The 26,240-nt window shown below is 71.2% G+C and carries 17 protein-coding genes; 8 read left to right on the top strand and 9 right to left on the bottom strand.

Annotation, left to right across the window (positions count from 1 at the left end; all coding sequences use genetic code 11):
- Positions 1 to 57 precede the first annotated feature (57 nt).
- The 4 genes from ASG71_RS13885 (at position 58) to ASG71_RS13870 (ending at position 4,022) form a co-directional block, all read left to right on the top strand.
- Positions 58 to 1,827, top strand: a complete 1,770-nt coding sequence (locus tag ASG71_RS13885) for a phospho-sugar mutase (RefSeq protein ID WP_056740293.1) — start codon at positions 58 to 60, stop codon at positions 1,825 to 1,827.
- A gap of 176 nt (positions 1,828 to 2,003) precedes the next feature.
- Positions 2,004 to 2,879, top strand: coding sequence for an FAD-dependent oxidoreductase (locus ASG71_RS13880; RefSeq protein ID WP_056740291.1), 876 nt, complete (start codon positions 2,004 to 2,006; stop codon positions 2,877 to 2,879).
- Between the two features lie 114 nt (positions 2,880 to 2,993).
- Positions 2,994 to 3,734, top strand: a complete 741-nt coding sequence (gene deoC, locus ASG71_RS13875; protein ID WP_200948003.1) for a deoxyribose-phosphate aldolase — start codon at positions 2,994 to 2,996, stop codon at positions 3,732 to 3,734.
- Between the two features lie 63 nt (positions 3,735 to 3,797).
- Complete coding sequence (locus ASG71_RS13870) at positions 3,798 to 4,022, top strand: hypothetical protein (RefSeq protein ID WP_056740289.1); 225 nt, start codon at positions 3,798 to 3,800, stop codon at positions 4,020 to 4,022.
- A gap of 183 nt (positions 4,023 to 4,205) precedes the next feature.
- Here the strand turns inward: ASG71_RS13870 and ASG71_RS13865 are convergent, their stop codons facing one another.
- The gene (locus tag ASG71_RS13865; RefSeq protein ID WP_056740288.1) at positions 4,206 to 5,033 is read right to left on the bottom strand and encodes a metal-dependent hydrolase; all 828 of its coding nucleotides are present in this window, start codon (positions 5,031 to 5,033) and stop codon (positions 4,206 to 4,208) included.
- A gap of 6 nt (positions 5,034 to 5,039) precedes the next feature.
- On the bottom strand, positions 5,040 to 8,675 hold the full coding sequence (gene mfd, locus ASG71_RS13860) for a transcription-repair coupling factor (protein WP_157366460.1): 3,636 nt from the start codon (positions 8,673 to 8,675) through the stop codon (positions 5,040 to 5,042).
- A 218-nt stretch (positions 8,676 to 8,893) separates the two neighbouring features.
- Between mfd and ASG71_RS13855 the strand changes: the two genes are divergently transcribed.
- The 4 genes from ASG71_RS13855 to ASG71_RS13840 all read left to right on the top strand — a co-directional run bounded on the left by ASG71_RS13855 (position 8,894) and on the right by ASG71_RS13840 (position 11,688).
- Positions 8,894 to 10,420: an SDR family oxidoreductase gene (locus ASG71_RS13855; RefSeq protein WP_157366458.1), complete on the top strand. Its 1,527-nt coding sequence runs from the start codon at positions 8,894 to 8,896 to the stop codon at positions 10,418 to 10,420.
- Between the two features lie 47 nt (positions 10,421 to 10,467).
- Positions 10,468 to 10,965, top strand: coding sequence for a DUF2505 domain-containing protein (locus ASG71_RS13850; RefSeq protein WP_056740281.1), 498 nt, complete (start codon positions 10,468 to 10,470; stop codon positions 10,963 to 10,965).
- A gap of 3 nt (positions 10,966 to 10,968) precedes the next feature.
- Positions 10,969 to 11,190: an SCO4848 family membrane protein gene (locus ASG71_RS13845; RefSeq protein ID WP_056740279.1), complete on the top strand. Its 222-nt coding sequence runs from the start codon at positions 10,969 to 10,971 to the stop codon at positions 11,188 to 11,190.
- 84 nt (positions 11,191 to 11,274) lie between these two features.
- Complete coding sequence (locus tag ASG71_RS13840; protein ID WP_235564105.1) at positions 11,275 to 11,688, top strand: VanZ family protein; 414 nt, start codon at positions 11,275 to 11,277, stop codon at positions 11,686 to 11,688.
- A 69-nt stretch (positions 11,689 to 11,757) separates the two neighbouring features.
- Here ASG71_RS13840 and sufU read toward each other — a convergent pair whose 3' ends face one another.
- The 7 genes from sufU to pth form a co-directional block, all read right to left on the bottom strand.
- Positions 11,758 to 12,234, bottom strand: coding sequence for a Fe-S cluster assembly sulfur transfer protein SufU (gene sufU, locus ASG71_RS13835; RefSeq protein ID WP_056740275.1), 477 nt, complete (start codon positions 12,232 to 12,234; stop codon positions 11,758 to 11,760).
- A gap of 12 nt (positions 12,235 to 12,246) precedes the next feature.
- The gene (locus ASG71_RS13830) at positions 12,247 to 13,560 is read right to left on the bottom strand and encodes a SufS family cysteine desulfurase (RefSeq protein ID WP_056740274.1); all 1,314 of its coding nucleotides are present in this window, start codon (positions 13,558 to 13,560) and stop codon (positions 12,247 to 12,249) included.
- 651 nt (positions 13,561 to 14,211) lie between these two features.
- The gene (locus ASG71_RS13825) at positions 14,212 to 16,935 is read right to left on the bottom strand and encodes a LuxR C-terminal-related transcriptional regulator (RefSeq protein WP_056740272.1); all 2,724 of its coding nucleotides are present in this window, start codon (positions 16,933 to 16,935) and stop codon (positions 14,212 to 14,214) included.
- A 30-nt stretch (positions 16,936 to 16,965) separates the two neighbouring features.
- On the bottom strand, positions 16,966 to 19,695 hold the full coding sequence (locus ASG71_RS13820) for a helix-turn-helix transcriptional regulator (protein WP_157366456.1): 2,730 nt from the start codon (positions 19,693 to 19,695) through the stop codon (positions 16,966 to 16,968).
- 340 nt (positions 19,696 to 20,035) lie between these two features.
- Positions 20,036 to 22,756, bottom strand: a complete 2,721-nt coding sequence (locus ASG71_RS13815) for a helix-turn-helix transcriptional regulator (RefSeq protein WP_157366454.1) — start codon at positions 22,754 to 22,756, stop codon at positions 20,036 to 20,038.
- Positions 22,743 to 25,502: a helix-turn-helix transcriptional regulator gene (locus ASG71_RS13810; protein WP_056740265.1), complete on the bottom strand. Its 2,760-nt coding sequence runs from the start codon at positions 25,500 to 25,502 to the stop codon at positions 22,743 to 22,745. Before ASG71_RS13810 ends, ASG71_RS13815 begins: the two co-directional genes overlap by 14 nt.
- A gap of 143 nt (positions 25,503 to 25,645) precedes the next feature.
- On the bottom strand, positions 25,646 to 26,233 hold the full coding sequence (gene pth / locus ASG71_RS13805) for an aminoacyl-tRNA hydrolase (RefSeq protein WP_056740264.1): 588 nt from the start codon (positions 26,231 to 26,233) through the stop codon (positions 25,646 to 25,648).
- Positions 26,234 to 26,240: the final 7 nt, after the last annotated feature.

The raw sequence follows: 26,240 nt of genomic DNA, 5'->3' as shown, positions 1-26,240 counted from the left end.
ACCCGCCCGCGCCTGTCGGGGCGCACCGGGCCCGGATTTGGCGCTAGTTTGGTACCCATGACGTCTTCCGATGCCGCACTGACCCAACTGTTGAGCGACGCCCGCGCGTGGGCCGCCCAAGACCCGGATCCCGCCACCGCCGCCGCCCTGACCGAACTGGCGGGCCTCGCCGGCGACGGCGTCGCCGCCGCCCGGCAGGAACTGGCCGACAGCTTCAACGGCACCCTCCAGTTCGGCACCGCAGGCCTTCGTGCCGCCCTCGGCGCGGGGCCCAACCGGATGAACCGCGTCGTGGTGCGCCGGGCCGCCGCAGGATTCGCGGCCTTCCTCACCCGCGCCGTTGCCGAGGCCGCCCCCGGCGCCCGGCCGCGCGCCGTCGTCGGCTACGACGCCCGCTACAACTCGGACATCTTCGCCGAAGAAACCGCCGCGATCTTCACCGCTGCCGGCATCGAGACGTTCCTGATGCCCGCCGCGCTGCCGACGCCGCTGCTGGCCTACGCGGTACGGGCGCTGGAGTGCGACGGCGGGGTCATGGTCACCGCCAGCCACAACCCGCCGCAGGACAACGGCTACAAGGTGTATCTGGGCCGCCACGCCGTCGAGGACAGCGGCCGCGGCGCCCAGATCGTGGCGCCGTACGACGCGCTCATCGCCGCGCAGATCGACGCCGTCGGCCCCCTGGAAACCATCGCGCTCGCCACGGACGGGTGGACGGTGCTGGATGCATCCATCGCCGCCGACTACCGTGCCGCCGTCGCCGCCCTCGCCGATCCCGCGCAGTTCCCGGCCCGCGACCTGAAAATCGTCCTGACGCCGATGCACGGTGTCGGCGGGGAAACGGCCGTGGCGGTCCTTGAGGCCGCGGGCTTCGCCGACGTCACCCTGGTCGCCGAGCAGGCCGCCCCGGACCCCGACTTCCCCACCGTGAATTTCCCGAACCCCGAGGAGCCCGGCGCCCTGGACCTCGCCCTGGAGACCGCAGCCCGCGTCGATGCGGACATCGTGATCGCCAACGACCCCGACGCGGACCGTGCCGCCGTGGCCGCCAAGGACCCCGATACCGGCGCCTGGCGGATGCTGCGCGGCGACGAGGTCGGCGCCCTGCTGGGGGCCCATGTGGTGGCCCGGCTCGCGGCCGGTGACGCCGGAGCCCCCGGTGCCGCCACCGGTACCGGAGCCGCCGCCGGGGTCTTCGCGAACTCGATCGTCTCCTCCCGGCTGCTGGCCCGGATTGCCGCAGCGGCGGGCTACGCGCACGAGGAAACGCTGACCGGCTTCAAGTGGATCGCCCGGGTCCCCGGACTGCTCTACGGCTACGAGGAGGCGCTGGGCTACTGCGTCGCCCCTTCGCTGGTGCGGGACAAGGACGGGATCTCCGCCGCGGTGCTGATCGCCGAACTCGCGGCCGCCGCGAAAGCCGACGGCAAGACCATCTTCGACACCCTGGACGAGCTGTACCTGGTGCACGGCCTGCACGCCAGCGACCAGCTCAGCATCCGGGTCGCAGACCTGGGCCTGCTGGACGCCATGATGAACCGGCTGCGGGTCAGCCCGCCCGAATCGTTCGGCGGCTCCGCCGTCGAAACCGCCGCGGACCTGGCGGAGGGCAGCGAGCAGCTCCCGCCCACCGACGGGCTGCTCTACCTGACCAAGGACCGCAGCCGCGTGATCATCCGCCCCAGCGGCACGGAACCGAAGCTCAAGTGCTACCTGGAAGTGATCCGCAGCGTCGGGTCCGCCGCGGAGCTGCCGCAGGCCCGGCTCGAGGCCCGCGCCGCCCTGGACGGCGTGCTGGCCGACGTCCGCGAGGCGCTGGGGCTCTGACCTCGGCGGCTTACGGATCCGCGTGTGACGCACGGCATTACCACTTGGTAACAACTGGCGAACGAACCGCGAAAATACTGCAACACCGCGGAAATCTGCCGGAAAAGGCGGACCCCTACGCTGGGGAACATCAAGAACACGGGCCACATCCGGCCCACCAGCGAAAGGGCCAGCACATGTCCGTCACGGAAGCGTCCGCCACCTCCACCGCCCCCGCCGGATCCCCGGCGCGGCCGCGCATCGTGATCGCCGGGGCCGGCCCGGCGTCGCAGGCCCTGGTCCGCCGGCTCATCCGCACCCCGTTCGCCGGCGCCATCACGGTGCTGAGCAACCGCGACGACGCCCCGGAGGAACTGCTCGACCTGGCGCTCCTGCCACAGGTCTCCGTCCGGTTCGGCCAGCCGGCCAGTTTCATCGACGCCGAAGCGCGCAGGGTGACGACGGCCGACGGCCTTGAGCTCGGCTACGACCAGTTGGTGATCGCTACCGGATCGGCCCCCGCGCACGCCCCGATCGAGGGCGCGGCCCGGTGCCTGAGCTACTCCACCATTGATGATGCCACCCGCCTCGGGGACGCGGTCAGGGACGTGACCCGGGTCCTCGGCCGCCGGCCGCTGGGCATCCTCGTGGGCACCGGCACCGCCGCGGGCCAGGCCGAAGCGGTGCTGCGGGCCCGCGGCGTCCGCCCGGTCCGCACCACCGTGCGCCCGGCTGCGGTCCTACCCACCCTCGCCGGCTCGGCGCTCCCCGCTGCCGGGATCGTGTTCGACGACGGCTCCAGCATGAGCGGAGACCTGGTGGTCCTCGCCGAGGAGCGGGTGGCCCGGGACAGCCTGGCGGCCACCGCCGGCCTGGCCACTGCGGCGCAGGGCGGGATAGCCGTGGGACCCGACTACCGCACCTCAGTGCCGGGCATCTGGGCCCTCGGCGACGCCGCGGCCTTCGACGGCGTCCGTCTGGGCCTGCTCGCGGCCGCGGCAACCGCCGCCGGTGCGTGCGCCGCCGGGTTGCTTGAGGCGGCCCTCTCGGCGCCCCTCGCGGACGCGGCGTAGGACCGGCGTCGGCCGGGCGCGTTATGGCAAGATGGTGCACTGACAAGCAAGGACACACGCCGTGTCAGCAGGATGGGCCGGGGACGGTCCGGTTCCGCCACGAAAGGGACGACCATGAGCAACGAAGCCACCACGGCCGCCGGCGCCGCCGGCAGCGAGACCCCGGGCACCGCCGCGGGCACTGCCGGAAACATTGCCGCGTTCATCGACCACACCCTGCTCAAGCCGGAGGCCAGTGAGGCCGAGGTCCTGAAGGTCTGCGCCGAGGCGGCCGAGTACCAGTTCAAGTCGGTCTGCGTGAACCCCGTCTGGGTCAAGACCGTGAAGACGGCGCTCCGCGGTTCCGGCGTGCTGACCTGCTCCGTGGTCGGGTTCCCGCTGGGCGCAACACCCAGCGACGTGAAGGCCTTCGAAGCCCGCGGCGCGGTGCTCGACGGCGCCGACGAAGTGGACATGGTCATCAACATCGCGGCCGCGCGCGCCAATGACAAGGGCGCCCTGGTGGACGACATCCGCGCCGTGGCCGAGGCAGTCCACGGCGGCGACGCCATCCTGAAGGTCATCATCGAGACCTCACTGCTCAATGACGACCAGAAAGTCCTGGCCTGCGAGGCCGCCGTCGAGGCCGGCGCGGACTTCGTGAAGACGTCCACGGGCTTCAACGGCGGCGGCGCCACGGTCGAGGACATCGCTCTCATGCGCCGCACCGTGGGCCCGGACCTCGGCGTCAAGGCCTCCGGCGGCGTGCGCTCGCTCGCCGACGCTCAGGCTATGATTGCTGCAGGTGCAACACGTATTGGCGCCAGCTCCGGCATCGCGATCGTCAAGGGTGAACAGGGTTCGTCCGCGTACTGACCGCGCGCCGGCACAAGAGGCTGACGCCACAGTTTTGAGCCCCCCGGGGCCGAGGAGGAACGAATGTCCAGCAACAACACCAAGACCCGCCGCGGCGAGAGCAGCCTGGCATCCAGCGTCCTGCTGTTTGTCCTGATGATGGCTCTGTTCTTCGGCGCCCTGTACTCGCTGTCCTTCCTCACGCTCGGCAACCCGTGGCCGATGGCTGTCTGCCTGGGCCTGTTCGCGCTGGCGTTCTGGATCCCGCAGACGATCACGGGCCGCTCGGATTCCGCGGGCGAAAGCTAAATACGTCTTACCCTGAAGCCCCGGTTCGCCGGGGCTTCAGTCGTTTAAGCCGCTCCGTGCCCGCGCGGCGCCTCTTTTCGCGCCGGATCCGGAAACACGCGGCGGTTTCGGACCTACGCACCCGGGGCCCGGGGTGCGCCGGTCCGAAACCGTAGCGAAAACGGCAAGGGCCGACGTCGGGCCCTACCCGCCGACGGACCCCAGCAGGCGGTCGATGAGGGCGGTGCCGAACGCGAGCGCGGCCGGGAAGTGCCCCTTGGCCACTGCCAGCCCGGCGGAGAAGAGGCCGATCATCGCGTAGGCGCTGACCGGGATGAGCACGAACCATTCGCGCCGTGATCCGGCCCGGCCCAGCAGCGGGATGGAGAACGCCCCGTTCGCCTTCCAGATGTCCTTGACCACCGGCAGCCTGCGCAGGACCTTGGGCGGCTTGACCACCACCGGCCAGAGCAGCGGCACTCCGCCGGTGGTGATCATGTCACCCACGATGTGCACCAGCACGCCGGTGAGCATGGATACCGGCAGCCAGGACCACTGGTGCGGGGCGAACCAGGTCACCAGGCCGGCCATGGCGAGCGCGAAGATCCAGTTGCTCACCACGCCGTACTTGGGGAACAGCTTCAATGCCTTCGCGGCGATGTTGATCATGAACATGCACAGCAGCCCGGCGCCCACGGACAGCAGGCCCCAGTCGGTCTGCAGCTGGATCTTCCCGGCCAGCGCGGCGAGGAGCACGAAGAACGCCGCGCCGAGCACCGAGTGGGTGCCTTGGCGGTGGCCGCCGGAGGCGTTCTCGATCCCCACCGCGATCAGGTTCGACAGCGGCGGCAGCGCGTGCGCGACCGTGCTCGAGCGGTGGTCCCAGTCGCAGACCAGGGCCGTGCCCGCCGTCGCCATCCCGCCGATCACAATCCCGGTGGGGTCCAGCGGATACCAGCCCAGCGCGTACGGCCCGGTCGAGGCAATCGCCACCCACGCCGCGGCCCCGGACGCGGCGTGGTGTCCTCCCATCACGGGCTAGCCCACGGAGAGCGGGGCGTCGGAGAAGATCGCCTCGATCACGCTGTTCGCCCAGGCCAGGATCTCGGCGTCCTGCAGGTCGCGGCCGCCGATCCGGGCCGTCTTGGGCTTGGGGATCAGGACCGCGTCCAGGGCCGGCTTGGCCTGCGAGCCGGGGTACATCCGGGCCAGCCGCATCAGCTTGGACTCGGGCAGCTGCGCCGGGGAGAACTTGATGAAGTTCCCCTGCAGGGCGACGTCGGTCAGGCCGGCCTCGCGCGCCCCGACCCGGAAACGGGCCACGGCGACGAGGTTCTGGGCCGGCAGCGGCAGCTCGCCGTACCGGTCCACGAGTTCGGCCTGGACCTCGTCGATCGCCTCGTGGGTCAGCGCGGCGGCCAGCTTGCGGTAGGCCTCCAGCCGCAGCCTCTCGCCGGGCACGTAGTCGTGCGGCAGGTGCGCGTTGACCGGCAGCTCGATCTTCATCTCGGCGGCCTTCTCCTCCGCCTCGCCGCGGTAGTCCGCCACGGCTTCACCGACCAGCCGGATATAGAGGTCGAAGCCGACGCCCTGGATGTGGCCGGACTGTTCACCGCCGAGCAGGTTGCCGGCGCCGCGGATTTCAAGGTCCTTCATGGCCAGCTGCATGCCGGCACCGAGTTCGTTGTGCGTCGCGACGGCCTTGAGCCGTTCCAGCGCCACCTCGCCCAGGGGCTTCTCCGAGGGGTAGAGGAAGTAGGCGTAGGCGCGTTCCCGGCCGCGGCCGACCCGCCCGCGCAGCTGGTGCAGCTGCGACAGGCCGTACTTGTCCGCGCCGTCGACGATCAGGGTGTTGGCGTTGGAGATGTCCAGGCCGGTCTCGATGATGGTGGTGCACACCAGCACGTCGAAGCGCTTCTCCCAGAAGTCGACGATGATCTGCTCCAGCCGGCTCTCGGACATCTTGCCGTGCGCGACCTCCACGCGGGCCTCCGGGACAAGCTCGCGGATCTTCGCCGCCGTGCGTTCGATCGTGGAGACGCGGTTGTGCACGAAGAACACCTGCCCCTCGCGCATCAGCTCACGCCGGATCGCTGCGGAGGTCTGCTTGTCCGTGTACGGGCCGACGTAGGTCAGCACCGGGTGCCGCTCCTCCGGCGGGGTGGCCAGGGTGGAGGTTTCCCGGATGCCGGTCAGCGACATTTCCAGGGTGCGCGGGATCGGGGTGGCGCTCATGGCCAGGACGTCCACGTTGGTGCGCATCTTCTTCAGCGCTTCCTTGTGTTCGACGCCGAAGCGCTGCTCCTCGTCCACGATCACCAGGCCCAGGTCCTTGAAGGCAAAGTCCTTGGACAGCAGCCGGTGGGTGCCGATCACCACGTCCACCGCACCGTTCTTGACCCCCTCGGCCGTTTCCTTGGCCTCCTTCGGGCTCTGGAAGCGGGACAGCGGCTTGACCCGCAGCGGGAAGCCGGAGAACCGTTCGGTGAAGGTTTCGTAGTGCTGCTGCGCGAGCAGGGTGGTGGGCACCAGCACGGCGACCTGCTTGCCGTCCTGGACGGCCTTGAAGGCGGCCCGGACGGCGATCTCGGTCTTGCCGTAGCCGACGTCGCCGGAGACCAGGCGGTCCATCGGGATTTCCCGTTCCATGTCGGCCTTGACCTCGTTGATGGTGGTCAGCTGGTCCGGGGTTTCCACATAGGGGAAGGCTTCCTCCAGCTCGCGCTGCCAGGGCGTGTCCGGGCCGAAGGCGTGGCCGCGGGAGGCCATCCGGGCCGAATAGAGCCGGATCAGCTCGCCGGCGATCTCCTTGACCGCCTTGCGGGCCTTGGACTTGGTGCTGGCCCAGTCCGAGCCGCCCATCTTGCTCAGCACCGGGGTGTCCCCGCCGACGTAGCGGGTGACCTGGTCCAGCTGGTCGGTGGGCACGAAGAGCCGGTCCCCCGGGGCGCCGCGCTTGGACGGGGCGTATTCGAGCACGAGGTATTCGCGCACCCCGTCGCCTCCCCCGGCGACCTTCCGCTGGATCAGTTCCACGAACCGGCCGATGCCGTGCTGTTCGTGCACCACGAAGTCCCCGGCCAGCAGCTGCAGCGGGTCGACGGCGTTGCGCCGCTTGGAGGGCATCTTCCGCATGTCCTTGGTGGACCCGGCGGAAGTCCGGCCCAGCAGGTCCGCCTCGGTCAGCAGTGCGGTCTTGAGCCCGTCGAGGACGAAGCCGCGGCCGACGCAGGCGGTGGTGACCTCGATCAGGCCCGGCTGCGGCTCGGCTTCCAGGGACTCCACCCGGGCGCAGGGGATGTCATTGTCGTGGAAGAGTTCGGCCAGGCGCTGGGCGGGTCCGGGCCCTTCGGTGGCGACGACGACCCGCCACTGGTCCCGCACATGGGAGCCGATGAAGTCCATCATCTCGGCCACGTCGCCCTGGTATCCGCGCGGTTCGCGGGCACGCAGGTTCAGCACGTCGACCTCAGGCAGCAGCTCCTCGTCGCTGGCGAGCGAGCTGATCGCCCACCAGGAAACCTGGTGCTCCAGCGCCGTGGACCGGGTCTCGGCCAGGGAGCGGAAGCTGGCCGAGTGCAGCGCCTGCGAGGCTGCGGCACTCAGGTCCAGCGGCGCGGCGCCGCCGTCGGACGCGGTGGACCAGGCGGCCTCGAGGAACTCTTCGTTGGTCGCGGCCAGGTCGTGCGCGCGGGTGCGGACCTTTTCGGGTTCGATGACCACCGAGATCGACCCCGCCGGGAACTGGTCCAGCAGCGGAACCATGGCGTCCACCAGCACGGGCGCGAGCGACTCCATGCCTTCGACGGCGATGCCCCCGGCGATCTTCTCCAGCATGTCCGCCGCGGCGGGCAGCTCGGCCTTGAGCTTGGCGGCCCTGGACATGACCGAGGGGGTGATCAGGATTTCGCGGCACGGCGGGGCGTGCAGCACTGTGGGGTGGTGCACGCCGGGGGCGGACAGGGAGCGCTGGTCGGCGACGGCGAACCAGCGCATCTGCTCCACCTCGTCGCCGAAGAACTCCACCCGGATGGGGTGGTCCTCGGTGGGCGGGAAGACGTCCAGCATGCCGCCGCGGACCGCAAACTCACCGCGCCGGGTGACCATGTCCACGCGGGCGTAGGCGGCGTCGGCGAGGCTTTTGACGACGTCGCCGAACGGGGCTTCCTGGCCCACGGTGAGGGTCACCGGAACCAGCTCGCCAAGCCCGGCCACGATCGGCTGGACCACGGCGCGGACCGGGGCGACGACGACGCGCAGGGCGGCGCCCCCGTCGCTGCCGGGGTGTGCGAGGCGGCGAAGGACCGAGAGCCGGCGGCCCACGGTGTCCGAGCGCGGCGAGAGCCGCTCGTGCGGCAGGGTCTCCCAGCTGGGGAATTCGGCGACCGTGTCCGCGGGCAGGAACGCCGCCAGCGCCTCGGCGAGGTCCTCGGCCTCCCGGCCGGTGGCGGTGACGGCCAGCACGACCGGGGCACCGCCGTCGGACGCGCCGGCGGCGAGGCCGTCTGCGACCTCCGCGAGCAGCGCCGCGCGCAACCCGGCCGGGGCGCTGATCTGGTAGCCCTCGCTGCGGGCGGCAAACGGCCGGGACGCTTCGGCCTCCACCCGGGCGAAGGTGGCATCCGCGGCGAGGACGCGCCGCAGGCCGGTAAGAGAGGGGCCGTTGAGGCTCATGGCTGAAACTCCTGGTAATCGCGGGGAGGCAGGCAACACGAATACCCGAAATTCACAAGAATCCCGGGGTACTTCCAGCCTACCGCGCCCCGGCGCCGGGCCGGGACCCGGGGCTAAGCTGGCAGGAACGGGCGCCGGCCCGTCCCGCAGTCCCGCCGCCCAGTCCGGCAGGCCCGGCGCTCCGAATGGCTTATGTCCGCCCACAGCAAGGAGCCACCATGAACGGCACCCCCGTCCCGAAGACCGTCCTCGTCACCGGCGCCACCGGCTACATCGGCGGCCGCCTCGTCCCCCGGCTGCTCGAGGCCGGCCACCGGGTCAAGGTCCTGGTCCGGACCCCGGCGAAGATCGCGGGCGTCCCGTGGCTGGAGCAGGTCGAGGTCGTCCAGAGCAGCCTTGACGACGGCGCGGCGCTGCAGGCGGCCCTGGAAGGGGTAGACGTCTTCTACTACCTGGTGCATTCCATGGCCGGCGGGGCAGGCTTCGAGGCCAAGGAAAAGGCCATGGCCGAGACGGCGGCCCGCGCCGCGGCGGCCGCCGGAGTCGGCCGGATCGTCTACCTGGGCGGGCTGCACCCCTCGGGGGCCGAGCTGTCCACGCACATGCGCTCCCGCGAGGCCGTGGGCAAGGTTTTCCTCGACGGGCCGGTGGACGCGATCGTGTTCCAGGCCGGCGTGGTGATCGGCTCCGGCTCCGCGTCCTTCGAGATGATCCGGCACCTGTCCGAGACCCTGCCGGTGATGCCGGCCCCCAGCTGGGTGAGGAACAAGATCGAGGCCATCGCGGTGCGGGACGTGCTGCACTACCTGGTCGGCGCGGCGTCGTTGGAGGGCCGGATCAACCGCACCTTCGACATCGGCTCCCGGCAGGTGCTCAGCTACGCCGGGATGATGCAGGAGTACGCCGCCGAGGCCGGACTGCCGCACCGGGTGGTGCTGGCCCTTCCCGTCCCCGCGCCCAAGCTCGCCGGCATGTGGGTCGCGCTGACCACACCGATCCCGCTGTCCATGTCACTGCCCCTGGTGGAGTCGCTGCAGCACGACGCCGTCTCCCGGGAACACGACATCGACGCCTACATCCCGCTGCCCGAGGGCGGCCTCACCCCGTACCGGCGGGCCGTGGCCCTGGCCCTCGGCAAGGAACGTGACGGGCAGGTGGAGACCACCTGGGCCAACGCCGGGGCCGACGCCGACCCGCTGCCCAGCGACCCCGAGTGGGCCGGACACCGCGTCTACGTCGATGAGCGCTCCTATTCCAGTCCGGTGGACCCCCGGCACGTCTGGACCATCATCGAAGGGATCGGCGGGCGCAACGGCTGGTACTCGCTGCCGCTGGCCTGGAGCGTGCGCGGCTGGCTGGACAAGCTGACCGGCGGGGCAGGGCTGGCCCGCGGCCGCCGGCACCCGCACCTGCTGGCCGAGGGCGAGGTGGTGGACTGGTGGCGGGTCGAACGGATCGACCGCGGCCGGCTGCTCCGGCTGCGGGCCGAGATGCGCGCGCCGGGCCGGGCTTGGCTGGAACTGTCGGTGGAGCCCGACGGCGCCGGCAGCCGCTACCGGCAGCGGGCGATCTTCTTTCCCAAGGGGCTCAGCGGCAAGCTGTACTGGCTCGCGGTCCTGCCGTTCCACAGCCTCATTTTCCCTGCCATGTCGAGGAATATCGCGGCTGCGGCGCAGCGCCTCGCAGAGACCGAGCGAGAGACGGGACCAGAGGCCGAATCGGAACCGGCCGGGCCCACCGCGTAGGATATTGGGAGCCCGAAACGACCAGTTCACCCTTTTGGAGGACCCCCATGGCCCTGAGTGCATCCACCACCCTGCCCCACAGCGTTGAGAGCGTTACGGCTGTTTTCGTCAACGAGGACTTCCTGCGGCACACCAGCGAACTTGTCGGCGGGACCCTGGAATCGTTCGCCGTCGACGGCGACCTTGCCGGCGCGTTCAACACCACGACCGTCCGCACCATCCCCACCACCCGGATGCCCGACCTGGCCCGCAAGTTCGTCGGCGAGAGCCTGAAGGTCACCCAGCTCGAGAGCTGGGGCGCCCCGGCCGCCGACGGCTCCCGGGAAAGCAGCATCTCGCTCAAGGTCGCCGGCGCCCCGCTGGACGTCAACGCCGTGCAGCGCCTGGTCGCCGACGGCGGCAGCACCCGGATCGAGCTTGAGGGCACGGTGACCTCGTCGGTGCCGCTGCTGGGCGGGAAGATCGCCGACGCCGCGGAGCCGATGGTCGGCAAGGCCCTGAACATCCAGTCCACCCAGGCCCAGGCCTGGCTCGAAAGCCACTAGGCGATGGAGCTGCCCGCGGCCCTCGCCGTCGTCCTGGTCATTGCCGGGGTCTGGTCCCTGGCCGTCTGGCCGCAGTTCCTGCGCCGGGTCATGAAGGACCCGCGGGCCCGGGACGCCGCCGGGAAGGCCACCCGGTTCCTGACCGTCCACGTCGTGCTGGTCAGCGTCTCGATGCTGCTCGGCGCGGCGACGGCGGCGATCGGGGTCGCGGGCCTGCTCGGCTAGGCGCCGCCCGGGGCCGCGGGACAGGGCGGGCCGCCGGGGCTAGACTCGGGCCATTGCCGGTCCGCTGTCGAAGGGAAGATGCCAGTGCGGCCCCACCGTGCGGCCCTCTGGGCCCTTCTGGCCTACCTCGGCCTGCTCGCTGCAGTAGCGTTCTGGCCGCAGCCCGTGGACCGGCCTATGGCCGGGCTGCTGCATTCCGCGCTGCGCTGGCTGCACCGCAACGGCGCGCCGGGCTGGGTGGATTACGGCGCCGTCGAGTCGGCCGCCAATGTCTTGCTCTTCATCCCGCTCGGCCTGCTGGTGTCCCGGCTCGCGGGCCCCGGCTTCTGGTGGCTGGGAACAGCCGCAGGACTGTTGACCTCCTGCGCGATCGAAGCCGCGCAGTTCCTCTTCCTGCCGGCCCGCTACCCCACCGCCGCCGACGTGCTGGCCAACACCCTCGGCGCCGTGCTGGGGACACTGCTCGCCGCCTTGCTGGGCCGGCGACGGCGTCCCTGACGCCCGGTGCCCGCGCGGCGGGGTGCCGGCGGACCGCCCGCGGGCCGGGTGCGTGTCCGACCCGGCGGCTCAGGGTCCGGCGGGGTGGTCCTGGCCAGCCAGCGCCTGGGCCAGGGCGTCCTCCGCGGCGACCCAGGAGAGCATGGCGCACTTGACCCGGGCGGCGTAGCGCGCCACGCCTTCAAAAGCCGCCGCGTCGCCCAGGATCTCCGGATCGGCCGGCACCTTGCCGCGGGAGCGCAGCACCTCACGGAAACTGTCGATCACGCGCTGCAGTTCGGCCGCTTCGAGGCCGTCGGCCAGGTCGGTCAGCACGGAGGCCGACGCCATCGAGATGGAGCAGCCTTCGCCGTCCCAGCGCAGCCCGCTGACCTTCCCCTCCGCCACCGTCACCCGGACGGTGATTTCGTCGCCGCAGACCGGATTGAGCTGGTGCGACTGGCCGCTGGCGGCCCCCGCCGGCAGGTCCGCCCCGGCCAGGCCGCTGCCGTGGCGCAGCTTGGAGTGCTCCAGGATGATCTGCTGGTACAACTGGTCAAGGCTCATGCTGGGGTGTCCTTAGGCTTGGAAGTATCCGCGGACGCCGGCGACCGCCTCGAGGAAGGCGTCGACGTCGTCAGTGGTGTTGTACAGGTAGGTGCTGGCCCGGGTGCTGGCCGTCAGGCCGAGGCGGCGGTGCAGCGGCTGAGCGCAGTGGTGGCCCACCCGGACGGCGATGCCCCGGCTGTCGAGGAACTGGCCGACGTCGTGGGCGTGGACGCCGGCGACGTCGAACGCGGCCAGTCCGATCCGTTCCCGCCCGGCGGCCGGACCCAGCACCCGGATTCCGGGGATGGCCTCGAGGCCCTCCACGAGCCGCTGGCCCAGCGTCGTTTCCCAGGCGTGGATCCGGTCCAGGCCCGTCTCACCCAGGTAGTTCGCAGCGGCGGCGAGCGCCACTGCCTGCGAGATCTTCTGGGTGCCGGCCTCGAAGCGCTGCGGGCTGGGCAGGAACGCGGCCCGGTCCATGGTGACAGTGGTGATCATCGACCCGCCGGTCAGGAACGGCGGCATGGCGTTGAGCAGTTCCGCCCGCCCGTAGAGGCCGCCGATCCCGGTGGGGCCGAGCATCTTGTGTCCGGAGAAGACGGCGAAGTCGACGTCCAGGGCTTTCACATCCAGGGCCAGGTGCGGGGCGGACTGGCAGGCGTCCAGCACGACCAGGGCGCCGGCAGCCCGGGCGAGCGCGACCAGCTCTGATACGGGGTTGATGGTGCCGAGGACGTTCGAGGCGTGGGTGAACGCCAGGACCCGGGTGCGGCTGCCGATCAGGCCGGCGGCGGCGTCGAGGTCCAGGTTGCCGGCGTCATCGACCGGGATGTACTTCAGCGCGGCGCCGGTGCGCGCAGCCAGTTGCTGCCAGGGAATCAGGTTGGCGTGGTGCTCCATTTCCGTGACGACGACCTCGTCGCCCTCGGCCAGCGCGAAGCGCCGGGACTCCGCCGGGCAGCCGGGCAACGAGGCGTTCAGGAAGGAATAGCTGAGCAGGTTCAGGCCCTCAGTGGCGTTGGAGGTCCAGATCAGCTCATCCGGGTCCGCGCCGATGAAGGCGGCGACCGTCTCCCGGGCGTCCTCAAACGCGTCGGTGGCTTCCACCGCCAGGTGGTGCGCGCCGCGGTGCACCGCGGAGTTCCGCTGCTCGTAGAATTCCTGCTCCGCCTCCAGCACACTCAGCGGGTTCTGCGACGTCGCTCCCGAGTCCAGGTAGACCAGCGGCCGGCCGTTGACGGTCCGCTGCAGGATGGGGAAATCGTTGCGGATCCGCATGACTTCCTCGTTGCCCAGCGCCGTGGCGGAGCGGAGGAGGTGGGCTGGGGTGGCAACCATGGGCAGATACTCCTGGATCGGTCCTCACGCGGACGCCCCGGACCGGCCGTGGCGCCGGCGCGGGGAAATACGTCACGCAGATTGATCCTAATTATCCCACGGCGGTCCGGCGGCGGCGGACAGCCGAACGCCCCGCCCGGATTTGGGGCCCGGGCGGGGCGTCGGTTCCGCGGAGTTCCTGCAGGTCCCCTGCGGGTGGGACCGGGTTAAGGGAGCCGGCGGCGGCTGGGGGGAGAGCCTCGGTCTCAGAAGGCTCTGACGCCACCGGCTCCGACTTTGGGGTACGGCTGCCAGGGGCACCGTACGGCTCCAATGAAGGAGTTCGGGAAGGGGCGGTCAAGTCCGCCCGCTCATCACTATTTTAGAACGCGACTTTGATACTTTTTAGATCTTCGCCCTGCGAATGCGCGGGTGGTCCGTCCCCCGGTCCGGTCCCCCTGTACTCATCCCCACAGTGGTCGTCCCCGGTAAGGCTCTCCCGTTCCGGGGACTGGCTTAAGTCAATCGTGATGGCCCAATCCGCACACGAGTAGGGTTTACCCGACTTCGTCGCGGATCCCCAAGGGTCGACTACTTGCCCGTACTCGCGCCACTCGCTTTTCCCCTGGTGCGGGGAGCGTAAGGGCGGCGTGGCCCGCGGCATTCGCGTCCCGGACGCTACGGCGGCTGCTGTTTGTTCCGGATATTCAGGAGTTCCCCGCGCCGGCTCACGCCGAGCTTCCCGAAAATCCGGTAAAGGTGTCCCTCGACGGTGCGTTGGGAGAGGGTCAGCCTGGCGGCGATTTCCGCATTGGTGGCGCCGCCCGCCACCAGGTCAAGGATCTCGGACTCGCGGGCGGTGAGCTCTGCGTGGTTTTCGCCGTGCACGATGTCCAGCTGGCCGGACATGCCGGCGGCGACCATCCGGTGGTGCACCTTGCGTTGGACCGCCGTCAGTTTCCACTTCTCGGGGTCGTCCTTCAAGAGCCGCGCGGCCTGCTGGGCGGCTTCGAGGGCCAGCAGCAGGTGCCCGGCGTTCATGGCCTGGTCGCTGAGGGCCATGAGGCCGGGAGAATCTCCTGCGGCGACACTCAGCGCGTAAGTGTGCAGCAGGCGCGCCTCCTGCCCCTCCAGGGCGGCGCTGCTGGCCGCCAGATGCTCGGCCGCCCCGGTGTCGCCGGCGCGGACGGCAAGCCGCCTGATATCCGTCTCCACGGTGCGGAGTCCCTGCCGCTGCGCTTCGTCCGCGAGCCGCACCAGTTCCCGCCGCGCGGCCCCGGCGTCCCCGCCTGCGCCCTGCTCGGCGGCGGCGCAGTACGCCTCGGCGAGCAGCCTCAGCGTCTCCGGTGCCCGGTAGTCGGAGCTCCGGAAGGCCCGGGCCTGCTCGACGGCTTCGTCGAACTGGCCTGCGGCGGCAGCGGCATACGCGGCCAGCGCGCGTCCGAAAGCCAGGACCTGCCAGGGGTCGGCGATCAGCAGCTCCTCCACGGCGAGCAACAGCTCGGCCAGGCTTTCCGGGACCCGGCCCTGCCGCAGCCGGGAGTACCCGCGCATCAGGTGCAGCAGCCCGCCGCTGTACAGCAGCCGCGCCGGCATTCCCGAGGCGTAATCATCCAGGACGGTGGCGAGTTCCTCCCATTCCCCCGCCCGGGCCAGGGCCAGGCAGTGCCGCGCCAGCACGTCCTCGTAGCTGAGCGGGAGGGCCAGCCCGTCGGCCCGGGCTGCATGCCAGGCCTCGCGGCCCAGGCCGAGGGCCGCCAGCACCCTGCCCTCGGCCATCCACGCCTCGGCCAGGCGGGAGGCGGCCGGGATGCGGATGTCGGGGTTGTTGTCCGCCGCGGCGAGCAGGGTCTGGAGCCGCTCCGCGAGCTCCGCGGTCCGGCCGTCCCAGTCCTCCAGGGCCAGGGCGGAGGCGAGGCCCACCCCCGGCGACATCCAGGCGGACCGCCCCGCCGCGCCCGGATTGGCCGCGCCCGGGCCGGCCGCGTCCGCGCCGCCGGGAGCGTCCGGGCCGCCGGGTTCGTCCGGTCCCTGTCCGGGCGGTTGCGCGTCGGTCTCCGTCGGGGCCAGCGGCACGTCGAGCCCGGCCGTCAGGTCCTTGAGCCGGCCGGCCAGGAGCGCGGCCAGATAGGACGCCCGCCCGTACCGCAACGGCTGGGCCGCCCGCAGTAGGTCCGCGGCGTCCGCGCGCCGGCCGAGGATGTAGTCGGAGTAGGCCAGCTGGAGCCGTGCTTCAGAGCGGAGCGGGCCGGGGCCTATGGCCTCGGCGGCCCGGCGGGCCGTGTCCGTGTCCAGGCCGGCGTTGGCCGCGATGGCTCCCTCCAGCAGGTCCCCGGCCGGCGGTTCGGCACCGGAGTCGAGCGCCCAGCGCAGCTGGTTCAGGACGGCGTCGGGCAGGACCTTGCCCGCCCAGGGAAGGGCCAGCATGCTGGCACGCAGGCCGGCGCTGCGGCCCGCGGGCACCCGCCGCCGGATGATTTCCCCGATCAGCGGGCTGGCTGGACGGACGATGCGGTCCGGTTCCCGCGAGACGGTGATGATGCCCGCCCCTTCCAGGGCGTCGACCGAGCGCGGGCTGCTGAAACGCAGGATCTGGCCCAGGGACAGCGGGCCGGCGAGGGCGACGATTGCGGCGGCGGTCTTCTCCTCATCGGACATCGAGCGCAGGTGGTGGTCCAGCAGGTCGGCTGCCGGCACGTCCCCGAGGTCGGGGGGCGCCAGCAGGAACCAGGTTCCCCGGCGCTTGGCCAAGGCCCCGGTGGCACGGGAATGCTCGATCAGGGACATCAGCATGTAGGGGTTGCCTTCGGTTGCGCTGGCGAACAGTTCGCTCACCCACGGGGACACGTCCGCGTGCAGCACCTGTTCGCACAGCTGGTGCACTTCGGCCCGGCTCAGCGGCGCGAGATCGAACTTCGCGACCACGCCGTCGCTCCAGAGGGCGAGGAACTCCTCGGGGACCTGCGTACCCGGGCGGCAGGCGGCGAGCAGCCGCGCCGCCCCGGTGGCGACCGCCTGGGCGAGCAGCCGGGTGGTCCCCCGGTCCAGGTACTGGGCGTCGTCGATGACGAAGAGCGCCAGCACCGGCTCGGACCTGAGGGCCGCTGTCACCGCCGCCAGGACGGCGCTGGAGGAATCGAGGTCGTGGTCCGGCAGCCCGGCCAGGTACGGGGCCAGCGCCCCGAACTGGACCGAGGCGAGAGCCTGGGTTGCGGTGAGCCGGATGATGGAGCCCTGCCCGTGGAGTTCGGCCAGCACGGCCTTGACCACGACTGTTTTTCCCGACCCGGCCCCGCCCAGGATGAGGGCCCCGGGCCTGCCCTCATCCCGCAGGCAGCGGACCACATCCTTGACCACCCCGGAACGGCCGATCAGGATGGCGGCATCTGTCAGGCTTTCCACGGGGCTCCTCACCCGCCGCCGTTGCCCGGGTCAGCCGATGCGCGCGCTGGCGGCCGGTCCCGAGATGACATCTTTGAGCTCCGACCGGCTGGCCACGTGGAGTTTCGCGTAAACCTGGTACAGGTGCCCTTCCACGGTGCGGACCGACACGTGCATCTGCTCGGCGATTTTGCGGTTCGGGGTTCCGGCCGCGGCGCGGACCGCCACTTCGCATTCCCGGGCGGTCAACGTGGTGGTGGTGAGGGAATGCAGCCCGTTGCCCGGATTGCCGAACCTGCTGTCCAGGGACTGCTCGGTCCGCTGCGCGACGCGCAGCGCGATCCGGTTGCCGGCCTCGTTGGCGCAGAACACGGCCCGCCGGGCCACGTCGCGGGCGAACACTGCGTTTCCGGCGGCGTCGGCGTCCTTGGCCACCGCGAGCAACTGCTCGCTGGAACCGTCCTTGACCCCTTCCGCCAGGCGCAGGCACAGCATGGCGAAGTGCCCGGTGACCTGGCTGGCGAGCCCGGCGAGCTTCTGGCACAGCTGCCGGTCCCCGAGGCGGGCCGCGGCGGAAAGGAAGAGCAGCCCGGTGGCCGGTGATCCGGCGTCGGCCTCGCTCCCGGCCTCGTCGACGAGGGTGCGGATCGCGGAAGCCCGCTGCCCGAGCTCAGCCAGTGCGCACAACTCGAAGTACCGGGTCATCCGCCGCACCAGCCAGGAGCTGTTGCCCTGCGGCTGTGCCACGTCGGCCAGCAGCCCGGCCGCTTTCTCTTCGTCGCCGGCGAGTCCTGCGGCGTACGCGCAGGCCGCCGTCGCCAGTGCGGACAGACCGTCCGGATCGCTCGTGCGCAGCTGCCACATCCCCGCTTCCAGCCAGGGGGCGGCGAGCTCGAGTCGGCCGGCGTGGAGGTCAATGACGCCCTGGCCGATCTCGAACATGCCGCCCAGGCGCGCCTGGGGCTCGGACGTGCCGGATGCGGACGCGATGAAGGCGCTGGCCTCGCGGAACTTCGCGGACAGCAGCAACAGGAGCAGGAAGCGGCCGCGGATCTCGCGCACCGTTCGGTCTGCCAGCGGCACAGCCGCGGCGGCCGCGATGATTTGCTTGCCCAGCCCCATGGCGCCCAGGACGTTCCCGCTGACGGCCATGGCCTCGCAAAGCAGGCTGGCGGTGAGGATTCCGGTCTCCGTGCCGAGCTGGGGGTCGAGGTCCTTCCGGATCGCCAGGACATCGTCGTAGCGGCCCTCGAAAGCAGCCAGCCGGGCCTCGGCCAGGCGCACCTGGGCCCGGACGCCCTGCGCTGCCATCCCGTCGGACTCCCCGTCGACGCGCTCCCGGACGAGCTCGAGCCGGGCCCGGGCATCCGCGGCGGCGCCGGTGCCGCGGAGGTCCAGCTCGATCCGCAGCAGCTGCAGGGCCACCCACTCGCCCAACGGAACATCGGCGCCCGGTGCACCGGCCACGCCGTGGAGGACGCGCCGCGCCGCTTCAGCGTCGTTTGCCGCGATGTGCGCTTGCACCGCCTCGACCGCCGCCCCGGCCAGCTGCCGGCACCCGTCGGATTCCGCGATGAAGCGCAGGGCCAGCGCCGGGTCGGAGACGTTATTGGCGGCCCGCGCGGCCGCGAGGGCCGTTTCAGCGCTGACCGATTCCCCGCAGTCCAGCGCCCAGGCCACGCCGGCGGGGCTGCGGGGTGCATCCTGCTCGGCGTCCGAGAGCACGGCGGTCAGCCGCCGCCGCAGTTCCGCGCTGCGGCCCGGAGGCACGACGCCGGCTACGATCGCGGCGGTCACGGGGTTGGCCACCGCCACCATCGGCGGGTGGTCGTGGCTGACCTGGATCAGCGCGCGTTCCTGCAGGCTGTCCATGTCCTGCGGGTTGAAGATCCGCATCAGCACCTGCAGGGGCACGGAGCCGGCGAGGGCCAGCAGCTCGAAAACGTCCCGCTGTCCGGGGGCGAGCCGGTTCAACCGCGCCTTGACCACGTCCCGCACTTCCCCGGTGAGGGCGATCGGCCGGCCGCCCAGGACCCAGACGCCGTCCTGCCGGACGATGGTGCCGAGCTTGATCTGCTCCCGCGCCAGCGAGTGCAGGAACAGGGCGTTCCCGCCGCTGGCGTTCCACAGCGCGCGGGCGGCCGAGTGCGAGAAGTGGCCGCCGTACTCCTGGTTGAGCGTCGCGGCCGTCTCGGCGAAGTCGAACGGGGCCAGGTCAACCCGGCGCAGCAGGTCATCCTTCCACAGCCCCATGATGTCTCCTCCGACGTGGTGCAGGTCCACGCAGGCGGCCAGCAGCGTGACGTGTCCGCCGGCGCTGAGCTGGGCCACCATCATGCAGGAGAGGTCGTCGAGGTCGTGGATGTTATCCACGAACAGGACCACGCCGCGGCCCTGGGCCTTGGCATGGAGCAGCTGGGTCAGGCCTCGGAGCACCATCAGCGGATGCTCAAGGTGGGACGCGTCGAGGTCGTTGAGCAGGACGCTGAGCGCCCCGTAAGGAAGCTTGGACGCGATGGAACTCCCCCGGACCTGGACCACCATGTGGTCACCGCCGAGCTGTTCGAGGGCCCGCTGGGCGATGAACGACTTGCCGGCCCCGTGCTCGCCGACGAGCACGACGCCGCAGCCGACGCCGGACTTCAGCGTGGAAACGATATCCGTGACGATGTGTTGGCGGGTGAAGGGCTTTTCGTGCCGCTCCTGGAACGGCCGGCGTGCTTGCGGAATCGCTTCGGTTTTACCGCTTCCGGCGGACACGCCGGATTCCTGCTGAAACATGGAGAGACCTTCGCAATCTGGAGAGACCTTCGAGACCTTCGCAATCAATGGACCAGTGATAAATCCACGCTAGGCACTCGTACGGGCGACAGCATCCGTAAGTACTACTCGATTGCGGAGCGGGTACGGAGGCGGCCATTACGTGCCTGTACTCAGAAAAAGCGGGCCGCCGGGCGCCCCCGCCCAAGTAGTGTGCCCCGGAACGGGTGGCCGCCGGGTAGCTGTGGGACGGCCGCACGCGTGTCCGCGGGATTGCCCTGCGGGTGTTCTCCGGGTGTTCTCCGCGTGTTCTTCGGAGCGGAGTCAGGGAACGGCGGCCGCTACCTGCGCGGGCGCCTACCTAGTCCGAGGCCATGTGCCGGAGCTGGTCGCGGCCCTTGATGTTCAACTTCGCGTAACTGCGGTAGAGATGGCCCTCCACGGTCCGGACCGAGACCTGAAGTTCGGCGGCGATCTGCCGGTCGCTCAGGCCCCGGACCGCGAGCGCCACGATGTCCCGTTCCCGCCGGGTCAGGAGCCCGAGGCCGCTGTCCTCGTCATCCGCTTCCGCCCCGTCCTGGCTGTCCGCCCGGTCGCGGCAGCGCTGCCGCTGCGATGCCGCCATCCGCTCGCGCAGGGTATCCCCGGCTGCCTGGTAGGCGGCGGCGGCGGAGCCGTAGGCCTGGGCGGCGAAGCCCCAGAGGCCGGCCGCTTCGCAGGCCTTGGCGGCATCGAGCAGGCCGCCGGGATCGCCGGACCCGAGCGCGTCGGCGTAGCCGCAGACGGCGGCTGCGCGGCGGCCCTGCAGGTCCGGCTTGAGCTCGCGCAGCCGGGAGGCCGCAGTCAGGTCTCCCAGGGCCAGGCGGAAGGCGAGCGCATCGAACTGCAGTCCCGCCGTGCGGGGGCCGCCGTCGGGCTGTCCCAGCCGGTCCAGTTCTTCCGCCGCAGCGCCCGGGCCGTCGAGCCGGGCTTTGCCGTACACCACGGCCATTTCGGACAGGGTGCGCAGGTAGCGGGAGACGGCCGGCCGGGCGGACTGGTAGTCGGCCAGCAGCCCCGCGGCCTTGTCCCGGGCACCGATGTCGGCAGCCGCCGCAAAGGCCATGGCGGCCGTCACGGAGAACAGCTGCTGGGGGTCGGCGACGCGGAGTGATTCGAGCGCCGCCCGCAGGGTCCGCTTGGCCTCCGCCGACCGCCCCTGGTAGAGCAGGATGATGCCGGTGGCCGCGTGGACCCCGCCGCCGAAGGAGATGAGGCTGGGGCCGTAGGCAGCCACGAACCCGCCCATCAGACGCTCCGCCGTCTCCCAGTCGCCCCCGTGGATCGCCGCCGTCATCGCCCGGACCGCGAGGAAGTCGTTGAGGAAGTACAGCTCGTCGTGGTCGGCACCCGCGGCTGCCAGCGCCGCGGCGGCAGCGGAGGAGGCACTGTCCGGCAGGCCCCGGATCAGCAGCCGCTCCGCGTGAAGGGCCAGCCTGAACGCCTTTTCCAGGTGGTTGCCCGCCGGTGCGCCGCCGGGGTGCGCGCCGTCGTCCGGGTCGCCGTCGCCGGTCCCGTCCCCGTCATCCTCCCCGGCGAGGGCAAGGACCATGCTGCCGATGGTCTGCACCCGGTCCCGGACGGCAGCGAGGATGCCTTCGGCGTCCTCCGGGTGCTGCGCGGCGAGCCGCTCGCCGGCCCGGAGCAGGGCCTCGGCGCGCTGGATGATCTCGGCCGGCGAATGCCCCAGCGCGGACAGGACCGCGGCCCACAGGAGGGAGCCCGCGAGCACTCCCGCCACCGTCTGCCCCTTGGCGAAGTCCGCTTCCAGGATGTCCCGTGCGGCCTCGTGGTTGGCGGTGTTGTAATGCGTGCGGGCGATCACCGAACGCGCTGTGAGCTGCAGTTCCGGGTCCTTGACGTGCGACGCGGCCCTGCGGGCGAGGTCGTCTTCAAAGAGCCGGCTGGCCAGTACCGCCGCCCGCAGCAGCTGCCGGTCCTCGACGTCGACGCCGCATTCCAGCGACCAGCTCACCTGGCGCAGGAGGCCCTCGGCGGTGACGGGCTCCCGGTCCATCAGCCGCAGCAGGCTCTGCCGGAGCTGCAGGCTGCGCGCGGGCGAAATGAGGTTCCGCAGCGTGTCACCGTAGACCGTGTGCCAGAGCCGCAGCTCGGCCCGGGGCCCGTCCCCGACGCGCAGCAGCTCCTGGTCGATCAGCCCGGCCACGGTCGCCTCGTCCACCACCGCCTCGATCAGGCTCCGGGAGACCGGCTCGGCCAACGCCACCAGGTTCAGGGCCGTGCGCTCCTCCGCGGACCGCCGCAGCAGCTGGCGGCGGACGACGTCGGTCAGCCGCTCACCGTGGCTGTTCAGCGCCCGGGCGAGCAGCCACACACCGTTGCACTGCAGGAGCGTCCCGTCGCTGGTCGCGTCATCGACAAGGCAGCTCAGCAACAGCGGGTTGCCGGCGGACGCCTCCCAGAGTACCTCCGCCACGTTGGGCAGCACCTGGGGGCCCAGCCGGTCGGCCAGGAGCTCTGCCGTCTGGTCCCGGGTGAGCGGTCGGAGGTCATGGCGTTCGGCGACGCCTTCGAACCAGAGCTGCAGCAGCGGCTCCGGCAGGCCCGGGCGGGCTGCCGCGCCGACCAGCAGCTTGGCCCAGCCGGCGGCAGCGAGCTCCACGAGGACTCCTGCCGTCGCGTCGTCGAGGTCGTGGGCGTCGTCGACGATCAGCAGCAGGGGTTTCCCGGTCGTGCGCCGCTCACCTTCGAGGTAGCTCCAGAAAACCCGCAGCACCGCCAGCTGGGACGTCGCTTCCTCCACGGGCAGGTCCACGATGAACGGCGCCAGCACCCCGTAGGGGACATGGCGGAGGGCGGGGCTGCCGTGGAGGCGCACCGGCGTGATCTGCCCGCCGAGCCCGTCGGCTACCGCCTCCATCAGGGTCGACTTGCCCACACCGTGGTCGCCGAGGATCAGGACCGCGGCGTGGGAGCCGCCCTGCAGGGCTTCCACCGCGGACCGGGTTTCGTCGGACCTGCCCGTGGGCACGCGGGGCTGCTCGCCGGCGGGCGCCACGGCGCGGGCCTTAGATGAGTCCAAGCAGATCACTCCGCGAGGACACCCCGAGTTTTGTGAAGACCTGGTACAAGTGCCCCTCCACTGTCCGGACTGAAATGCCCACTTCCTGGGCGATGTCCTTGTTCGAAACCCCGTTCCCGGCCAGGGCAGCGATCTGCCGCTCCCGGTCGGTCAGCAGCGGCCCCTTGGTCTTCGGCACCACCGGCAGCGTGGGCACCGACTCGGCGAGGGACTCGAGCATCGTGTGGGCCGCGGTGGCGGTCGCCGTCAGGCCCGCGGACCTGGCGAAATCGTAGGCGAGGGCAGCGCACCTGGCCTGCACCGCGTCCAGTTCCATGGCATCGGCCAGCCGCGCGGCCTCCAGCATCAGCGCCGCGTCCTTTTTCCGGCTTCCCACCGCCACCGCCCGGGAGAGTTCGGCGAGCGGACCCTGGCGGTGCGCGGCGATGTCCTCCATGAACTGGAAGTCCTTGGCGGTGCCGTTGACGGTGGCGCCCAGCATGCAGATGCCGGCGGGGGTGTACCGGCCGGCGCGGAAGTGCTGCTCGGCGGCCCGGACCAGCCGGTCCTTCGCGTCCGGATCTCCGAGCCAGCGGGAGGCCATGTCCATGCAGAAGTCCGCCGAGCTGCTGATCACAAACCGGGCGGGGCCGTCCGCGGACCGTGCCCGGTCGAGGTAGACGGTGGCCTGGACGGAGTTGCCGGTCTGGGCGTAGGCGAACGCCGTCGCGGCGTAGGCCTGGCGCAGCGCATGCAGGCTGGTCCTGACCTCGAGCTGGGCGATGGCGGCCAGCAGCGGATCCAGGGCGAGATGGCCGCGGCCGGCGTACACATAGGCGACGCCGACGGCGAGGTCCGTGGCGGCGCTGCCGGAGTGCAGGCCGTGTCCGGCCCGGCCGCTGGCGTCCTTGAGCATGTCGATGGCCTGGCGCCACTGGCCGGAGAGCAGCAGCACGTTGTAGGCGCGCCAGGCGAAGTTTTCCCGGATGCGCGGCACGTGGGACCATTCGCCCAGGGTGCCGCCGAGCTCCCGCATCAGGCGGCGGGCGTCCAGTTCCTTGCCCGTCACGCAGAGGGCTTCCATCAGGATGATCGATGCCCGCAGCCGGTGCGCCGGGTCCAGTGTGTCCGCGTCGGCGGAGGTGGCGGCGGCCTGGAGCCGGTCCATCATGGGCTCGTAGTCGCCGATAAAGGACAGGTAATTGAACTCGCAGAGGTCCATGCACAGCCCGGCCCGCGCCAGCGCCCGGGCTTCGTCACTGTCGGGGCGGTAGTTGCCGCCCTCGCCGAGTTCCTGGAGCCGGAGCCTGGCCTGGCGGATCAGTTCCGGGACCTTCCCGGAACGGTCCGGCAGCCAGGCCATGCAGTCCGTCCGGGCGGCCGTGAGCTCGGCGAAGGCCACCGGGCCGAGCCGGCCGGCCTGGGCCTCGGTAATATCGTCCAAAGCGGCCATCGCCTGGAGCGGGAGGCCAAGCTGGAGGTATGCGGCGGCCTTCTGCAACTGGCCTTCGGGCCATTCGTTGTCCCCGGGCCGGATGCTGCCGGCGCACTTGAGCGCGAACTTCGGGTCGAACAGCCGGACCGCGGCGCGGGCCGCGGCGAGGGCGTGCGGCGGTGCGAGTTCGGCGTGGCAGTCATGGGTCCAGGCGGCGTAGCCGAGCAGGTCCTCGATGGTCAGTTCCTCGAGTTCCTGCTCCTGGTGGCCGGGCACCTTGTCGCGCAGTTCCAGCCGGCGTTCGACGCTGAGCCAGTTCCGGACGATGTCACCCAGGTACCGGTCGCCCAGGGTCACGAGGTGCTGGTCGGTGCGGTCGACGACGATCTGGCCGGCCTCCTCCATGTCCGCGATGAGGCCCGGGCCGAACATCCGGGCGAGCCGGGACAGTGACATGGTGCGGGCGCAGGAGAGCACCTCGATCACCTCACGCGCTTCCGGGGTCTCGCGGGCGTACCGTGCCCGGACGATGTCCTCCAGCGCTGTCTTCCCGTCCAGCACTACCTCGTCGAGCAGGGTCCAGACCGACCCGGAGAGCACCAGGTTGCCGCGCTCGATCTGCTCGGAGACGACCGCCTGCAGCAGGGTGGGGCTGCCGCCGACGAGCTGATGCAGCTGGGAGGCCAGTGCGGTCGATACCCGGTGCCCGAGCGCGGCCTGCAGGACCTCCCGGGTTTCGATCTCGGTCATCGCGGCCAGCCGGACCTCCGCGAGCTGGCCGGAGTTGATCAGCCAGTAAAAATCCGGCGGCAGGTCGGTGGTGCGTTGCGCGGTGGCGATCAGCTTGGCGGTGCCGGTCTGCAGCAGGTTCAGCAGGACCCCCGTGCTCTGTTCGTCGAGGGAGCCGGCGTTGTCCAGCAGGATCACGCACGGCCGGCCGGCCGCGTCGTCCCGGATGAGCGAGGTGATGCCGTGCAGGATTGCGGTCGGCGAACCCAGTGCGCTTTGCGGCAGCCTCGCCAGGGTAAACGCCAGGCAGCCGTAGGGCGTGTTGGCGCCGGCTCCGGAAGTGCGCAGTTGGAGGGCGAAGACCTGCGGGCCGAGGCCGGCGAGGGCGCTGCGGCCAACCAGGGATTTGCCGACGCCGCGGTCCCCGGTGACGACCACGCCCATGCTGCCGGGGGCCTCCAGGGCGTTGCGGACGCGCCCGGCATCGGCACCGCGGGCCAGACCCGACCACGCGTGCTTGTTAGCCGGTCCGGCCGCCTGCCGCATTCCGGCTGGCGCCGGTGCCGTGGAAACATTCCCCCAGCCCAGTGAATCCCTCGACATCAAGTTTCCTTCGCACCGCTTCGCGGACGGCAACCCCAGGACCGTCCATCCAGAAGTAGGGTAACCCCTCCCCCGGACAAGTAGACAGAGCATAACGGCCGAGTAGTGCGGTTGGAAAGGAAAATGACTGGAAATACTCTGGGTTACTCGGCCTTCGCGGGGTGGAACTTCTGCTGGGCGGCCTGCAGTCCGTCGCGCAGCAGGGCCTCGACGGCGTCGGCGGCGTCGTCAATCAGGAACGGCAGCTCCTTCTTTTCCGCCGCGGCGAAGTCGCGCAGCACGAAGTCGGCGGTGTCCATCCGCCCCGGCGGCCGGCCGACGCCCACGCGGACACGCAGGTAGTCCTTGGTCGCCAGCGCCTTGGAGATGTCACGCAGGCCGTTGTGGCCGCCTTCGCCGCCGCCGAGCTTAAGTTTGACCGTATTAAAAGGAATGTCGATTTCATCGTGCACGGCGACCACGCGGTCCGGCTCGATGCCGTAGAACTTTGCCAGCGCGGAGACCGGGCCGCCGGAGACGTTCATGTAGCTCAACGGCTTGGCCAGCACGACCCGCGGCCCGCCGATTCCCAGCCGGCCCTCGAGGACCTGGGCACGGGACTTGTGTGACTTGAAGCTGCCGCCCACCCGCTGCGCGAGTTCGTCCAGCACCATCTGGCCGACGTTGTGCCGGTTGTGGGCGTATTCGGCGCCCGGGTTGCCGAGGCCTACGATCAGCCAGGTATCGGTCATGGGTCCA

The sequence above is a fragment of the Arthrobacter sp. Soil763 genome (assembly GCF_001428365.1).
GTDB lineage: Bacteria > Actinomycetota > Actinomycetes > Actinomycetales > Micrococcaceae > Arthrobacter.
Note: the sequence above shows the minus strand (reverse complement) of the source record. Positions and strands in the feature narration are given on the sequence as shown.